The sequence below is a fragment of the Radiobacillus sp. PE A8.2 genome (assembly GCF_045635475.1).
GTDB lineage: Bacteria > Bacillota > Bacilli > Bacillales > Amphibacillaceae > JBJGXI01.
Map to the genome: position 1 here is coordinate 26249 of NZ_JBJGXI010000016.1, position 16561 is coordinate 42809.

The 16561-nt window shown below is 36.6% G+C and carries 16 protein-coding genes; 8 read left to right on the forward strand and 8 right to left on the reverse strand.

Annotated elements, in window-relative coordinates; genetic code table 11:
• Positions 1 to 24 precede the first annotated feature (24 nt).
• The 3 genes from ACI6MV_RS10305 to ACI6MV_RS10315 all read right to left on the reverse strand — a co-directional run bounded on the left by ACI6MV_RS10305 (position 25) and on the right by ACI6MV_RS10315 (position 1825).
• Positions 25 to 891 (reverse strand): AraC family transcriptional regulator, encoded by an 867-nt coding sequence (locus tag ACI6MV_RS10305; protein ID WP_407270207.1) that lies wholly within the window; start codon positions 889 to 891, stop codon positions 25 to 27.
• Between the two features lie 79 nt (positions 892 to 970).
• Positions 971 to 1441: an NUDIX hydrolase gene (locus ACI6MV_RS10310; protein WP_407270208.1), complete on the reverse strand. Its 471-nt coding sequence runs from the start codon at positions 1439 to 1441 to the stop codon at positions 971 to 973.
• A gap of 147 nt (positions 1442 to 1588) precedes the next feature.
• Complete coding sequence (locus ACI6MV_RS10315; protein WP_407270209.1) at positions 1589 to 1825, reverse strand: ferredoxin family protein; 237 nt, start codon at positions 1823 to 1825, stop codon at positions 1589 to 1591.
• Between the two features lie 139 nt (positions 1826 to 1964).
• On the opposite strand from ACI6MV_RS10315, the gene ACI6MV_RS10320 reads away from it, so the two are divergent.
• The 6 genes from ACI6MV_RS10320 (at position 1965) to ACI6MV_RS10345 (ending at position 5427) form a co-directional block, all read left to right on the forward strand.
• Positions 1965 to 2294, forward strand: a complete 330-nt coding sequence (locus tag ACI6MV_RS10320; protein ID WP_407270210.1) for a hypothetical protein — start codon at positions 1965 to 1967, stop codon at positions 2292 to 2294.
• Between the two features lie 344 nt (positions 2295 to 2638).
• Positions 2639 to 3184: a SurA N-terminal domain-containing protein gene (locus tag ACI6MV_RS10325; protein WP_407270211.1), complete on the forward strand. Its 546-nt coding sequence runs from the start codon at positions 2639 to 2641 to the stop codon at positions 3182 to 3184.
• A 408-nt stretch (positions 3185 to 3592) separates the two neighbouring features.
• Positions 3593 to 3805 (forward strand): hypothetical protein, encoded by a 213-nt coding sequence (locus tag ACI6MV_RS10330; RefSeq protein WP_407270212.1) that lies wholly within the window; start codon positions 3593 to 3595, stop codon positions 3803 to 3805.
• Positions 3806 to 3924: 119 nt separating this feature from the next.
• Complete coding sequence (locus ACI6MV_RS10335) at positions 3925 to 4173, forward strand: hypothetical protein (RefSeq protein ID WP_407270213.1); 249 nt, start codon at positions 3925 to 3927, stop codon at positions 4171 to 4173.
• 314 nt (positions 4174 to 4487) lie between these two features.
• A complete protein-coding gene (locus tag ACI6MV_RS10340) occupies positions 4488 to 4853 on the forward strand; it encodes a hypothetical protein (protein ID WP_407270214.1) in 366 nt (121 codons plus the stop codon).
• A gap of 139 nt (positions 4854 to 4992) precedes the next feature.
• The gene (locus ACI6MV_RS10345) at positions 4993 to 5427 is read left to right on the forward strand and encodes a hypothetical protein (RefSeq protein ID WP_407270215.1); all 435 of its coding nucleotides are present in this window, start codon (positions 4993 to 4995) and stop codon (positions 5425 to 5427) included.
• Between the two features lie 331 nt (positions 5428 to 5758).
• Here ACI6MV_RS10345 and ACI6MV_RS10350 read toward each other — a convergent pair whose 3' ends face one another.
• The 5 genes from ACI6MV_RS10350 to ACI6MV_RS10370 form a co-directional block, all read right to left on the reverse strand.
• Entirely contained in the window at positions 5759 to 6598 is an 840-nt protein-coding gene (locus ACI6MV_RS10350; protein ID WP_407270216.1) for an aldo/keto reductase, read from the reverse strand.
• A 458-nt stretch (positions 6599 to 7056) separates the two neighbouring features.
• The gene (gene helD, locus ACI6MV_RS10355; RefSeq protein WP_407270217.1) at positions 7057 to 9423 is read right to left on the reverse strand and encodes an RNA polymerase recycling motor HelD; all 2367 of its coding nucleotides are present in this window, start codon (positions 9421 to 9423) and stop codon (positions 7057 to 7059) included.
• A gap of 273 nt (positions 9424 to 9696) precedes the next feature.
• Positions 9697 to 10707, reverse strand: a complete 1011-nt coding sequence (locus ACI6MV_RS10360) for an LLM class flavin-dependent oxidoreductase (protein ID WP_407270218.1) — start codon at positions 10705 to 10707, stop codon at positions 9697 to 9699.
• Positions 10708 to 10806: 99 nt separating this feature from the next.
• Entirely contained in the window at positions 10807 to 12639 is a 1833-nt protein-coding gene (locus tag ACI6MV_RS10365; protein ID WP_407270219.1) for an ABC transporter ATP-binding protein, read from the reverse strand.
• Positions 12620 to 14359 (reverse strand): ABC transporter ATP-binding protein, encoded by a 1740-nt coding sequence (locus ACI6MV_RS10370; protein WP_407270220.1) that lies wholly within the window; start codon positions 14357 to 14359, stop codon positions 12620 to 12622. The genes ACI6MV_RS10365 and ACI6MV_RS10370 overlap by 20 nt, the downstream gene beginning before the upstream one ends.
• A gap of 369 nt (positions 14360 to 14728) precedes the next feature.
• On the opposite strand from ACI6MV_RS10370, the gene ACI6MV_RS10375 reads away from it, so the two are divergent.
• Entirely contained in the window at positions 14729 to 15520 is a 792-nt protein-coding gene (locus tag ACI6MV_RS10375; protein ID WP_407270221.1) for an inositol monophosphatase family protein, read from the forward strand.
• A gap of 95 nt (positions 15521 to 15615) precedes the next feature.
• Complete coding sequence (locus ACI6MV_RS10380) at positions 15616 to 16560, forward strand: phosphate/phosphite/phosphonate ABC transporter substrate-binding protein (protein WP_407270222.1); 945 nt, start codon at positions 15616 to 15618, stop codon at positions 16558 to 16560.
• Position 16561: the final 1 nt, after the last annotated feature.

Sequence of the window (16561 nt, forward strand, 5' to 3'; positions counted from 1 at the left end):
ATCCGATTTAGGCTTTTTCTATGCTTACGCTTTCTTTACGGGCATCCATATCTCTGTCCGGTAATCAGCGTCCTGTGGCGTTGCTTTTTGCGGTGGATATACCTCGATGTCAGCTGTTCCGGCATGGACAAAGCCTGTTGCAGGGAACCATTCTGAAAAAATTCGTTTGGTCGTCTCCTGTATTGCTTCAGGCATTGGGCCAACCACTTCAAACACTGCCCATGTAGATGCTGGTATTTGATTTTCTTCCAACTGTTCCGGAACCTCTGCAAATCCCTTTTCCACTCCGATAAAATAAATGAACGCATCTGCTTCTGACTCGTACTCTAAACAAGCACCGAGCATTCCGAGGTCGCCTGCATGAGATTCTATTAATTCTCCTACATCTGATTTGTAGATATCTTGCCAAAATTGCGGAATTTCCGTGAAATTTTCTTCATCCTTCATCGTAACTCGAATCCCTTTTCCGATAACCTGAAATGCGTCCTTTTCTACAATCTTATAATTCATATTCTCAAGCCCCTTCACCGTTATTTGAAAGGAAAGCGGTGGGAAAGCCTTTAACATGTCTTGGCTACGCTTCGCTTTGGATGGACTTATCCCATGCATTTTTCGAAACGCTTTAGAAAATGATTCTGGTGTTTCATAGCCATACTTTAGTGCAATATCAATTACTTTTACATGCGTTGCTGTTAGCTCTTTAGCAGCTAAAGTTAGTCGGCGGTTTCGTATATACTCTGCTACTGTAAATCCTGTAATGATCTGAAACATTCTTAAAAAGTGGAACTTTGAGCCACAGAAAATAGTAGACAACTGCTCCATTTCTATCTGTTGATCCAAGTTAGCTTCAATGTAGCTAAGACATGCACTTAACCTTTTGAATTCGTCCACATGTTCTCCTTCCTTTCTTATTTATCGTAACAAGATGACACAGCATAATCCTGTCATTCCATGCTTAATAAAGACATGTTTATTCTTTAACATAAGGAGTTTTGCCATCTGAAAGGAAGTCATTAATAACTTTTTTCTGACTTGGAAAGAAATTATCTGGTAGATTGTTTAATTCGAAAAATTTCACATCCAAGCTTTCTTCATTTTGTTCGACTAGCTCACCACCGAAATCCTTACAAGTAAACCAAATTTGCACTAAAGACACCTGATCTCCGTTTTGCAATGTCTTTTCATTTTCTGGTCCTGAATAGATACTAAATAACTCCAATGCTCCTAATCGCAAGCCAGTTTCCTCAAATGCCTCCCGCCTTGCGGTATCAGAAACCGATTCACCGAGCTCCATATAACCACCAGGAAGTCCCCATGTTTGATTATCACTACGAAGATGAAGCAACAGCCGATCACTAGCATCAAATACTAACGCACCAGCTACTACCATAATGACTTTTTCATGTCCTACCATAGAGCGCAAATAGCTAATATAATCCATACATACCACTCCTTGTCCAAACCGTTATTTATAAGAATAGATTAACACAACCTGTTATTAGTTTCGTCAATACTTCTCTCCCGCTAGCAACTTTCTCCGCTCACATGAAAGGCCCATTCGCTTGAATTACGAATGGGCCCCACTATATTATATGCCGAAATATTTTTCAGCCTTTTCTAAATAAGTTTCTTGCTCTGGTGTTAAATCGTATTCCTCTTCAATTGCATCAACTGGGCAAACTGCTTTACAAGCACCACAATCGATACAAATATCAGGATTTATATAAAATTGATCTTGTCCTTCTTCAATACAATCAACAGGGCAAACGGTCACGCATTCTCCTGCTTTTTCTGTCTCACAGGGTCCGGTGATTACAAAAGCCATCCGTATTCCTCCTTCGTATAAGTCCGTGCTTTCCCTTCTGATTAAATAACATTTACCCGGTATCTTGCAAGTAATGCGCCCTAAAAAATGAAACTAACGTAATAATCTTTTCGTACAGTTAATAAGGGGGCGTAAACAGATGACGGATCGAACAGTCTATTGTACGAAATGTCTTAAAGAGATTAGGGTTCGTGATGACCTTGTTACAGCAACTAGTTTTTTCATCGTAGACCCATATCATACAGCTTGTTATGCAGAGGATTTGAAAGGTGCTAAAACACTTTTTCTAAGCAATGAACCGATCAATGGTTTCGCAGGTAATTTTGTTACAATAGTTGCGTTGCTTGCTTTTATCGTTATTTTGCTTATTTATGATTCACCTTTCAAGTGGCTATCCGCTGCCGCTTTAATCGTCGTCGGTTACCGGATTTATTCTTATATTGTTTTTGAACGACATATAGAAAAGTAAATTTAAAAAGGCGCCACGTAGTGTAACAGGTTCAGTTCTAGGAGAAAAAATAGTAAATAACACATCAAATAGGAGTACAAAATCACATAACGTTTCGTACTCCTTTTTATTGATCTCACAACATTTATAACTTATTAACACCTAATTTAACATAAGAAATCGGAATCTTTTTAACAACGGTAAATAAATTTATGTACCTTGTGTAAATAAGGTACTAAAACGAGTGTAAATAGCTTTATTATTAGAAGTGTGATAAGTGTTGCTGATAATAAATTGTTCAACTAACGCCGCAGTTATGTGGAATAAATAGAATTTATATGTACTTAATATTGGAGGATCTTATAATGAAAAAAATAATAGTGTTTTTGTGTATTATGTTTGTCAGTGTAAGTTGCTCTTCTTCAGTTGCTTATGATGAAAATGATATTGCTGCGATAGTTAGAGGGAAAGAGATAACCGTTAGAGATATTCGCCTAGTAGCAATTTTTAATAATGAAGAATTACCTCAGGTGGTAAAACATTATGTAAGAGAAGAGATTATGATTCAGGAAGCAAAGCAGATGGGAATAGAACTTCCAAAAGAAGTAAAAGAAGTTATTTCTTCAGACCATTCTTTACCTCCTGAACCACCTGAAGGTAAGGAAAATCCAATCCTTGAATTTTATAAGAGTCAAGCTAAGGAATTGGGAATGACCGCTGAAGAATACGTTGATATCTATATATGTAAATCAACCGAAAGAAGTGAATATGTTAGTAGATATATAAACCAAGAATTAGGTGAGGGAACTTCTCAAGGGGAAAAAGGAAAAGAGTATCATAATAGACTGAATGAGTTTTATGATCAACTTTTAACAAAGTACGACGATGAAATTGAGATTTTAATTAAATAATGATGGATCAGATTATTCAACTAACGGTAGCGAATGCTTAACAAGGGTATTCGCTTTTCTTTGTAGAAGTAAAGGAGCAGAAGAGTTGAAAATGAAGATAGGAGAGGTTATTAGTTGAAATATTTTTTGTATGACTTACATTTAGCTCAAAATATGGACAATATCAGTGATGAAGAATTTGACCGAAACGATAGACAATGGCAAACAAACGTTGCAGAATATCAAGAAATATACAAGGGATTGTCTAAACGATTACCCCCTCGATATTTTTGAACACTTTAATTCTTGGGGATTCCACGACTACCGTTTAATGAAAATGGAGTTAGAACATAAAAGTTTTCTTGATTTAAACGTACATTTCACTATTTCAAGTGATGTTGAAATATAGAAAATGAGAAGTTATGGGTATTGAGTTTTGAAAAGGTCTCTTTTTCTCAATATCAGCACTATAATTATGATAATGAGAAAAGTATCTTTCACAGAGAGATAGATGAATGGTTATATCAAGAGTTTTTACCGATTGACCAATTAACAATATCATTCGAAGTGTTATTTTCATCAGGCGGAAATGTTTTATTACATTTTCCAGACAAATCAGGATCAATTAAAAGGATAAAATAAACACCGTATCCTTATTGCAGTAACGGGGGCGATTACGAAAAAAACAGTCGGTACATTAACAGAAAAGTAATGCTTGTTTACTAAATATCTATTATAATTATTGATAGAGGTGATATAACGTGGATAAGCAAATTCTTGATTTACTTACAGAAATGAATAAAGAAATTAAAAGTATGAAAACAGATGTAAATGATTTGAAAACTGAAATGCATAATCGATTTGATACTATTGAAGCAAAACTTGAAGGTGTAGGCGGACAGTTCGAATTAACCAATGAATCAAGAATTATTGACGTAGATTTTATCGCTGATAAAGTAAATAAACTTGAGAGAGAACTTTACATATTAAAGAATAAAAGTAATAACTAGGGGGCGCTATATAGGCGCCCTTTATTCTTAGTATAATGTTTTGATTGTCAGGAGAAATAAAACATTTTAAACAACCCTTGAGAAAATATGCACTTACACTAACGGGGGCTTTAGTAAAAAAAAGGATCCTCATATACTATTGGCGATCCTTTACTTTTTGAATAGTTTCAAGAATTATTGGAATTTTACGTTAAAATGAAATGTGAATTTATGATCTTAAAGCAAAGGGCAGTTATGTACAATAAGGGTAATAGCTTTCTTGGTTAAATATAAATAAGGGGGAGATTATTATTAAGCACCTCAAAGTGTTCGTTATGTTAGTAATTGTATTAATAATAACAGGTTGTAGTTCTGGTGCTACCGACAATCCAACAGCAAAAGAAATCTTAGATGGTAATGGTGATGCCGATATAATTAAGTTAGATGGTCTAATTTATTCTAAAAACACTAACCCCGAAACCAAACCAGAGAATGACTATTCTAAAGGGAAGAAAATAGGGGAAATTAAGAAGACAACTACTAATACTTGGTTGTTTCGAAATCTTTTTGCGAGTAATCTACCAAAAGGAACAGAAGTTTTTTCAACAGATGAAGATTATAAAAGTGGTGATGCACCATTTGTAATTTTAGTTGAAATGGACGGAAAAATTATTGACTACCACGCTTTAGTTGAAGGATAAGCTTACTATTTTGTTGTGCTAACGGGTGCTTATCTTTAATAAGGATTTGCACACTTGTTCCATTACAGAGCAGTCACAAGAAGGTCATTACTTGAAAAAAACTTTCTTTTGAATTTGTTTAATTGTAGGGTTTTCCATAATGAGTGGTTGTAATAATCAAAATATAACTCCAGATTATCATTTACCTCTTAGTGGTAATAGTAATCATTGGCAAGTTAGTGGATACGAAATGTCGATTACTCCAGAGGAATTTAAAATAGATAATGGAACAATCTCTTTCAAAAATGAGCGTAGAACAGATTCTTTCTCCTTTAATACACATGCTATAATTAACGGTACTGATGAAACTATCCACCATAAGTCTGTTACTGCAATGACAGCTAGTATAACAGAAGAGTCCACTGGAGGAATCGAAAGCGTAGTATTTAAAAACAATAATGGAGAACCTATTACGCTTGAAGATGTAAATGAAGTATATATGATTGTTAGTTGGCGGGATATTCAAAGTGAAAAAAATATTAACGAAAGAATTACTCTGTATAGTAAGTCTGACAACGAACAAAGCTCCGAATAATAATTGTTCAACTATAGGGTGCTTTAGTTGAACAAGAAAAGTAAATAATACGAAAAAAACACTCAAAATTTTTTTCTGAGCGTTTTTTCTTGCTGCTTATACTGCGAATTATAGTTCGAAATGTATGCTAATTGAGTCAATTTCATAATTACCTTACACAGCTAAGTGCTTCCATATATAATTCAGAGACGGTTTAATCCGACTATATATGGAAGCATGTAGCTAAAAATCAGTATTATGAAATTGACTAAATTATTATGTTATTTCTATTTCGATTAGCATTTTTCTCTCCCGAAACTGAACCCGTTACCACTAAGTGCGCCTTTTGTTGTTATGCTTTATTCATTTCGTCTGGATCCGATCCGACTCTTTCATCTTTGTTTAATCCATCAATTGCTGCCATATCTTCTGCAGACAACTCAAAATCAAAAACATCTGCATTTGAAACAATACGATGTTCTTTCACTGACTTCGGTATTGTCACAACCTCACTTTGCAAGTCCCAACGAATAATTACTTGTGCAGTTGATTTACCATATTTATCGGCAATTGCAAGTAATGTTGGGTCATCCAATAGTTGTCCCTGCTTTAGCGGAGACCATGCTTCTAATTGAATTTCGTGTTTTTTGCAATAATCACGTAATGTTTTTTGCGCTAAATGCGGATGGAATTCAACCTGATTTACCATCGGCTTAATCTCTGCATCTTTTATTAAATCATCCAAATGGTGTTCTTTAAAATTACTAACACCGATTGCACGGATTTTACCGTCTTTATATAATTTCTCCATGGCTTTCCATGTTTCTTTGTATTTCCCTTGTGCAGGTGTTGGCCAGTGAATTAAATACAAATCAAGATAGTCTAAACCTAACTTGTTTAAGCTTGTTTCAAATGCCGCCAATGTGGATTCATAGCCTTGATCACCATTCCACACCTTTGACGTAACAAAAATTTCTTCGCGAGGAACGCCAGATTCTTTTAGCGCCTGTCCTACACCTTCTTCATTTTTATAAATAGCTGCAGTATCGATACTTTTGTAACCATGCTTAAGAGCTGATTTAACCGAATGAACTACTTCTTCTCCATCCTTTACTTGAAAGACTCCTAAACCTAACCACGGCATTTTCACTCCATTATGTAGAGTAGTCGTATCTTGAAGATTAGTTGGCATGCAAATTCCTCCTTTAATTGTTCCACATAATATTTTACACGCTTCACCTGATTTTTAAACTAATTTGCTCTTTGCTATTGTTTGAAACACCTCTTTAAAACTACGAATTATATAATCGGAACATGTACTCCCCACGTGGAACTCAATTCCTTCGAGTAGCTAGACAGAAGCAGCAGACTCCAGATCCCAATATAAATTCTAAAATGATTTGGCGGCCACAGGAGCGCTTATTTCAACAAAATCCCTTGAATTAAAACGTGAGCGGCCACACGTGCACTTATTTGCATAATATCAAACAAAACAGCTCTCAATTAACTGAATAAGGTCTGTGGTGGCCGCCGAACTCAGAATAATGGATATTTGTCACAGATAGCGGCTTTGATGGCCGCACAACTCAAGCTGCTCCAAGGCAACCGTAATCAGCTACCGACACTAAAGAAAAAAACAATAAGCTAGGTTCACTTATTGCTTTTCTGGACTGCATGTATTTTGTAATGGTTATAGTATGCTTTTGGCACTTCCATTATAAACGGACTTGGCGTTCCGAACGAAAGCATAATTAATTCATGCATCGCCCGCGTACCCGCAGTATAAAATAAATTTCGTTCTAAATCACCGCTATATTGTTCTGCTGATGCATTATGAATAATAACCGCATCAAACTCGATGCCTTTTGCTAAATAAGCAGGGATAATGATTAACCCTTTTTGAAAGGTGAACGTATCTTGGTCCATGAGCATCACTTCGTCCATCTTATTTCTTAACCATAAATAGAGACGCTCACTTTCTCGCATCGTTTTACAAATGATCGCGACCGTTTGATATCCTTTTTCTTGCAATCTTGCTATTTCCATAACCATTTTTTCATGCAACATATCGATACTTTCTACTTCCATCAGTACCGGTTTATCGCCGTCGCGGTTAAACGCTTCGATCGTATCACCATTTGGCATGAATGATTTCGTAAACTCAACAATTGGCTTGGTAGACCGATAACTTCTCGTCAAGGTGATTTTTTCATGCGCTTCGTTCACTTTTTCAGATAATAACGTTTCCTCATGCAAGGCATGGGCATAAATCGCTTGATTAATATCACCTAACAGTGTCATACGGCTACTCGGAAATATCTTCTTGAAGTAGGCAAATTGAAACGGTGAATAATCTTGTGCTTCATCAATAAATACATGCTGTATGTTTGTATTGGCATGGAATCCAATTAGTTTTTTCTGAAAGTATAAATAAGGTGTTGCATCTTCCCAAGGCAAAAATTTCTCATTAAGATAATGTGCCGTATCAGAGAATATAGTCTTCCAATCCTCTGGTAGTGGGTGGTTAGCTAACATTGCCGTATAATTTTCTTTAAAAAGTTTTATATACGTCGACTTTACATCAACAAAAAATAGCTTCTTAAGTTTATATTTTAACGGCTTCAATCGTTCACCAATTACCTTTTTACGCAAGAGCCATTCTTCTCGTACATGCTCATTAAATGAATCACTGGAAAATTTCTCTTCTTCCTGCAACTTTCGATGAATATGCAAATAATCCTCTTTATCGAGAAGCTCAGTTTCTTCTAGTACCCAGTCTTTGGAACGTTCTCTTCTTTCAAATTGCTTCACCTTTGTTAACAACCAGTCAGCAACCTGTTCTAACCGGTTTGGTATTGATAGTGAACGGCTAAGGGAATAAAAATATTTCTTTATTTCATCTTTAGAAATAATTCTCTCTCCGCGGAAGGTTATGTTTTTAAATTGCAAGCCCTTCATACCAAGTGCATCTACAAAGTCATCTAGTACATTTTTATATTCGATACTTGCTTTATATTGAATTGCAGCTACTCTCGTTTCATAGTGTTGATCGGTTGTTTTCGCCAAATAATACTCCATTTGTTCGAATGGCGATTCTACCTTAAATTGCTGCCCGAGATGAGCATCTACGTATTCATAAAATGTCGTTTGTTTCATATTTTCCTCACCCAACTCCGGTAGAACAGTAGCCACATAACTATTAAATAGCGGGTTAGGAGAGAACAACATGATGTTATCGGATGATAGGATTTCTCTATACCTGTATAACAAATAAGCTACACGCTGTAAGGCTGCCGAGGTTTTCCCACTCCCAGCAACTCCTTGTACGATAAGTAGCTTGCTTTTTTCATTACGAATAATTTGATTTTGCTCTCGTTGAATTGTTGCAACAATACTTTTCATATTCGTATCTGCGGAATTGCCAAGCACGGATTGTAGTAAATGGTCACCAATCGTTAAACCTGTATCGAACATCCCTTTTAAAATAGAATTCCGAATAATATACTGTCGCTTCAGATCCATCTCGCCTTCAATCATTCCGTCAATGGTTCTGTAGGCAGCTTTTCCCGGAGGATAATCATAATACAAGTTGGAAATAGGTGCGCGCCAATCATAGATTAAAAAATCTTCCTCTTGTTCATCCATCATTGATGCAATACCTATGTAAATAGCGTCCGCTTGTTTGTCTCCATCTTCACGAAAATCAATTCGACCAAAGTATGGGGATTGCTTCAATTTTTGCAATGTCTTTAGTTGTTCGCTTAACTGGCCATGGCTTCGTTCTCGTTCAGATAGAAATTCCGCCTGTTGTTTTAAACTAGCTTGTGTTTCAATGATATCGTCTGGTTCATCCAAATTGACGGTAACATCTTCCCAGAAGTTCTTTCTTATATCAATTACCTTATCTTTTAATTCGCCAGCACGGGATTTCAATTGCTTCATCTTATTTTCTATTTCTTGAACGACGTTATCTACTCTTTTCTGCTCGTCTATCCATTCTTTGTCGTTTCGATCCAACGAACTACACCCCCGTAAAGCATTTCAATTCTTTAATAACTATAACTCGTATTATTTAACTCTTCACATTTTGTTACCAATAGAATACTCCTTGTTTAAACCATTTCCAACTATATAGATTAAGATATCGCTAACTTAAATCTGACGCATTACCATATTATTCATATTTTTCTCATCATATCAATAGCGTTATTCTATTACAACACATATTATTATATTCCATCACACCAACAATTAAACACCACCTAGCAATATATCACCAGGTGGCTACCTCTACTTTACTTTCTTTAAATGTAGTGCCTCTGCGAGTAATTGAAATCCTTTCACCTTGCTATGAAAATCATACATCATACTCGCCAGCATAATTTCCTCTGTATGGTATTGTTCAGACAGACGAATCAATTGTTTTTTTATAGTATCTGGTGAACCGACTAATATCTTCTTGCGGTTTTCACGGATTTGTTCTAGTTCCGTTACTGAAAATTTATACTTAACCGCTTGTTCGGGAGACATTAGCCCTGTATTAATTTCTCCCTTTGCGATTTGGATGAAATGCACATCATAGCTAGCAGCTAGTTTTTCTGCCTTTTCATCTGTTTCTGCACAAACAACAAAGAAAGCAGCAATTGCCTGTGGCTTGGACTGCATTTCACTAGCTTGAAAGCTTTTGTTATAGCCATTGATCGTTGTGCCACCATGCTGTCCGCTAATAAATTGAGCAAAAGCATACGATATACCATTGTTCGCAGCGGTTGCTGCACTAGATCCACTAGATCCTAACAACCAAAGCTCCGGAGTTGTTTCAATATCTGGCATCGCCTTTAGTCCACTAAATCGATGGTCTGCGTTTTTTGATCCTGTCAAATAATGAATTAAATCGGTTATTTGCTGAGTAAAATCGTTATGATGTAGCTGCTTATGCTCCTGTAATGCACTAGTAGCAAGCGGGATACCACCGGGCGCTCGACCTACCCCTAAATCGATTCTATTTGGGTAAAGTGCTTCTAATAGTCTAAAATTTTCAGCAACCTTATATGCACTATAATGTGGGAGCATTACCCCACCAGAACCTACCCTTATTTTATTTGTTTGTGCTGCAATATGAGCAACAAACACTTCCGGACTAGAATGCCCTAGCATTTCTAGATGATGTTCGGAAACCCAGAAACGATGAAAACCAAGTCGCTCAGCAATTTGTGCAAGTTTTACTGTATTATGCAGTTCCGTTTGTGCATTGCTTCCCTGTGGAATGATTGATTGATCTAAAATACTTAATTTCACCACATAGCTTCCTCCAATCTTCAAAGCATTAACAAGCTTATTTATCTTCTTCTTTGTTCATTTTAGTAATTGAACTGCTTGAACATGCATGAAAGATGGAAGTTATTTGACTGCTTTCGTTTGAGTTTGAAATAGATTTGCATAAAAACCTTTTGCTTTTAATAAAGAAGCATGCGTACCCGCTTCTATAATTCTTCCATGATTTAAGACTAAGATTTGATCTGCTTTTTCAACTGTATTTAAACGGTGTGCAATCACAAAGCTCGTTCTTCCTTCCATTAATGTTGTAAGCGCTTTTGTGATTTTTAACTCTGTGATCGTATCAATGCTACTAGTTGCTTCATCTAATATTAAAATAGATGGATTGGCAAGCATCGCCCTCGCTATCGCTAATAGCTGACGTTGTCCTTGGCTAATACCACTGCCATTTTCAGTTAAGATTGTATCGTAACCATCGGATAACTGTTCGATAAATTGATGCGCATTTGCTGTTTTCGCTGCTGCAATCACTTCATCGTCTGTTGCCTCTAGTCGTCCATACCGAATATTTTCCCTCACCGTAGTTTCAAACAAATACGTATCCTGCAGTACGGTGGCTATGTTTGTTCGCAAACTTTTTTTGTTCAATTTTTCAATATCATAGCCATCTATTTTAATAGTCCCTTGTTTAGAATGATAAAATTGCATAAGCAACGAAATAATCGTTGTTTTACCTGCTCCAGTTGGACCGACTAGCGCAACCATTTGTCCTGGATTAACCTCGAACGAGATATTATCTAAAGCAAGTGCGTATTCATCATAGCCAAAAGATACATTTTCAAATGTTACCTCGCCTTTAAATGTGTCCACTTCAAGTAACTCGTTGTCTTGTTTGTATTCTTCGTCCTCATCCATGATTTGAAAAACGCGTTCCGCACCAGCAACCGCTGATAAAATCACATTAAATTGGTTGGCAAGGTCATTTAATGGCCTTGTAAACTGTCTAGCATACGTAATAAATATCACAATAGTTCCGATTGTAATCCACTCATTTATCGCCATTAACGCACCGCTCGAAATAATAATCGTAAAACTCAAATTATTAAGTGAGTTCATTAATTTTGGAATAAAACCTGAATAAACCTGCGCCCAATATGCAGCTTCTTTTAATTGAGCATTTTTAACACTAAACGCTTGGATTACACGTTGTTCTTGAGAAAATGCCTTCACCATCGTGTGCCCTGACAATGTTTCTTCTATATACCCATTCAAATCACCTAAATGCTTTTGTTGTTGTCTAAAATAACGATTCGTTCGCTTCGTGATCCAGTTCATCCCAAAAAACATGAACGGTACAATCGTTAAGGTTAACACTGTTAGTAAAGGACTAAGCCAAAGCATAACGCCAATCGTACCAATTAACGTTAGCACACTTGTTGTTAATTGAATGACCGAAGAATTAAGCGTTCTACTGACATTTTCCACGTCATTTGTTAACCTGCTCATTAATTCTCCGCTTTGCCTTTTCTGGAAAAACATAATCGGCAAGCGTTGAATATGAGTAAACAATTCATTCCTCATACGATAGACTGCTGCTTGTGCAATATCAATCATCCAATAGTTTTGCAACCATAAAGCTACGGACAACAGTACATATGTAACTATAATAAGCAGCAACATAGTAATAAGTGTGTCTGTATCCCAGGCTTCAATAAGATTATCAACTGTTAACCCTAGTAAAAATGGACCTAGTAAGGATAAAACGGCACTTAACAATACTAGTATAAGGACAATAGTAAACAATCCCCTACGACCAGACATATAAGACCAAATTCGAAGGACCGTTTCGGATAAGTTCTCTATTTTTTGAGGCCGCTTCACGCGCTGTTGTGGTCTTCTTGACGGTCCTGGCACATCGCCTCCGCCTTGGCTAGAGTCATTCGAAGGATTGACCATTTGGTTCCACCTCCTCTTTCATTTGTGATCTATGAATATTTTGGTACATTATATTTGATTGCAATAAGGTATTATGTTTTCCTTGAGCAAGTATTTTCCCCTGATGAAAGAGGAGAATGTTATCCGCTTCAATAACAGAACTTATTTTCTGGGAAATAATTAGTGTCGTACACTGTTTGTTTTTTATTGATTGTAGGACACTGCGTTCTGTGTGTGCATCTAGTGCACTTGTACTATCGTCAAGAACTAAGATCTTGGGATTACGGACAAATACCCGCGCTATCTGTAATCGTTGCTTCTGTCCTCCGGATAAATTGACACCACGTTGTCCAACGGTTGTCTCATATTGATCAGGCAAATCCATGATGAAACGATGGATACATGCATCCTTTGCTGCTTCAACCACTTCTTCCATCGTTGCTTCTTCAGATCCCCACATAATGTTTTCTTTAATAGAACCAGAAAACAACTGGATCTCCTGGGTCACAATTCCGATTTGTTTGCGCAAGTTAAGTACATCATAGTTATCCATCGGCCTATCATCTATACGTAATTCGCCAGATGTCGGTTTATATAGTGCAGGAATCAACTGTGCCATTGTTGATTTACCTGAACCCGTTTCTCCTAATATACCGATTGTTTCTCCGTGACGAACTGAGAAGGATATGCCTTTTAGTGAAGCATCGCGAGCGGTTGGATACTTGAACATTACATTATCGAAACAAATGTCACCATTAATCGTATGTTGCATACCTTCACCTGTTTCCGTCACATCGGTGCTCTCATGGTCTAATACATCTGCGATCCGATTCGCCGATGCACGCCCTCGTGTAAAGCTCATTAATAGAAAAGAAAATACGCCGAAAGAGGCAATCATTCGTGTGCCATAATTTAAAATCGCAACCATATCACCTAACTGGACCGTCCCTGTTTGAATTTGCCTTGAACCAATCCAAAGAATTAATACAATACCTAAATTCATCGTTAGCATAACAACAGGCATCGTTAGTTCCATAATCCGGAGCGCTTTTTTGTTTACATCCATTAGTGAGTTATTTACACCAACAAATCTTGCTGTTTCATGTTTTTCTCGATGAAAAGCTTTAACCAAACGAATGCCTAGTAAATTTTCTTGAATAATAGTGTTTAGTCTGTCTAGTTTACGCTGTACTTTTTGAAAAAGCGTGACTCCTCGCTTCATGATCCATAACATAATAAAGAAAAGAATCGGTATAATAGCAGTAAATATAAGAGCAAAACCAACATTAATAGTAAATGACATGATAATTCCACCGATGATAAACAGCGGTGCTCGAAGCATAATTCGTAAGCCAGCAAATATAAGCCCCTGTATTTGCGTGACGTCATTTGTTAATCTAGTAATTAGCGTTGAAGGTGAAAACGTCTGCACTTCGGTTTCTGAAAACAGTTGCACCTTACCGAAAACATCTCTCCTAATATCATGCCCTACAGATTGACTGACATCAGATGCATAAAAAGAGCTAATAATCCCTGCACCGAATGCAATTGCTGTGAGGCCAAGTAACACTCCCCCCCATATCCAGATCGTCGGAAGGTGGCCTTTCTGAATACCCTCATCTATTATTTGAGACATAACTAACGGTTGAACTAATTCTACCGCTAACTCTACTCCCATTAATAAAAGTGCGATCCAAGCTGCCTTTTTATAAGTTTTTACGTATGATAGCATTTTTTTCATGCATGTTCCTCCGAACCATGAATTTTAGTAGTTTCATTATATAGGATACTTGAAAAGATATACCAACTATTAGTCCATATAGTATCTATTCGAAACTAACGTGTTGATCTCCATTACTATCTATGGATAATAATTCAACTAAAAAAATTCCGTCAAAATTAAATTAAGAAGGAATTTAAAGGAGTCAAATTATTACGTGTATTATGCTTAGTAACCAGGGAGGTTTGAATAGTAATGTTATGTACGACAGCCAACAACTTGTGTAGTCTCTCAAAAAAGTGTATAAGGAATATGTGTTATATTATCTTACAAGTGAATTGACTGTTAAACAATTGTCGATTTAAATAAACATATGGAAGGAGATATTGAATGGAAAGTAGCAGTGAATTATATCGGTTAGCTAAACAATGGGTTCTAGAAGCTGGAGAACAACTCAGGAAGACGATGGATGGTTCACTGACGATTACATACAAAACATCAGCTGCTGATATTGTTACCCAAAAAGATGTCGAGATTGAGACATTTTTTGCTGATCGACTGAGAAGTGCTTTTCCATCGCATTATTTATTGGGAGAGGAAGGTGCTTCGCACAATAAAGAATTTGATCCTGCTGATGAAACAGTTTGGATTATCGATCCAATTGATGGAACAACTAATTTCGTTCATCTTGGCAGAATTTTTTGTATATCCTTAGCTGTTTATCAAAAAGGCAAACCACTTATTGGTATAGTATATGATCCGATTGCGGATGAGCTTTTTCACGCGATGGTCGGTTCAGGTGCTTATTTAAATGATAACAAGTTAGACGAGCTGACTGAAACAACGATCGAAGAATCTGTAATAAGTATAAATCAATTATGGACAGTGCCAAATAATAAGGTTGACAATAAGAAGTTACATAAGCTTGTACAGGATGTAAGAGGAACCAGATACTTTGGTTCAGCTGCACTTGAAATGGCATATGTAGCATGTGGACGTTTAGACTCTTATTTTGATTTTCGATTATCAACTTGGGATATGGCAGGGGCGATGGTGATCTTGGCTGAAGTTAATGCAGAAATGAGTACAATTAACCGACAGCCTATTGAGTTGTTTTCACCTAGTACGACGGTTTTCTCAAGACCCTCACTACACAATAAGTTATTGGATTATATTAACTGAATGTAAAAGTTCTGTTTAGGTGTCGATTTTTGGAACTGCCTGTTATATAATTAGACGGTAATAAAATATACAAAAAATTTTAGGGGGAAAATTTGATGAAGAAACTTCTAGCTTTACTTGCAACATTAGTGTTCGTATTAGTTCTTGCAGCCTGTGGTGGAGACGAAAGTGAAAATGCTGAAAACAACACTGGAAATGAAGGCAATGCTGATTCTGAAAACAACGAAACTGAAGAAATTGAGTCACTAACTATGGGTTTTATCCCATCTCAAGAAGCAGATGAAATTGCAGATAACGTTGAGCCTTTAGAAGCATACTTAACAGAAGAGCTTGGTATCACTGTAGAAGCTGAAGTAATGACAGACTTTGTTGGCCTTGTTGAAGGTATGAGAACTGGTCAAATTGATATTGGCTTCATCAACCCGTTTGGTTACGTACAAGCCGTTGATCGTGCAAATGTTGAAATTATTCTTAAATCTATTCGTTACGGATCTGACACTTATGTTGCACAATACTTAGTACCAGCAGATTCGGAATTAGAATCAGTTGAGGATATCGCGACAACTGAAGGGTTATCTTGGGCATATCCAGACATTCTTTCAACATCTGGTTACTTATTCCCTGGTGCACAGTTGATGGATCTTGGTGTAGAAGATTTAGAAACATTCTATACGCAAGTTGCAACTGGAGGACATGACAACGCAGCATTAGCAGTTTTAGAAGGTCAAGCAGATTTCGCTACTACTTTCGATGATGCGCGTGATACTTTAGTAGAAGAGCATCCTACGATCATGGAAGATTTAAAAATCATTGGACACACTGATCCAATTCCTAATGATGGTATCGCATTACGCGAGAATTTCCCTGAAGACTTAAAACAAAAAGTTATTGATGCCTTTATGGCAATTAACGATAATGAAGAAGTATTAGCTGTAATGAATGAAGTATACACTTGGGACGGTATTGCAAAAGCGCAAGATTCTGATTACGATGTAGTTCGTAGTGTCTATGATAAATTTGAAGAACAACTATCAGAATAAT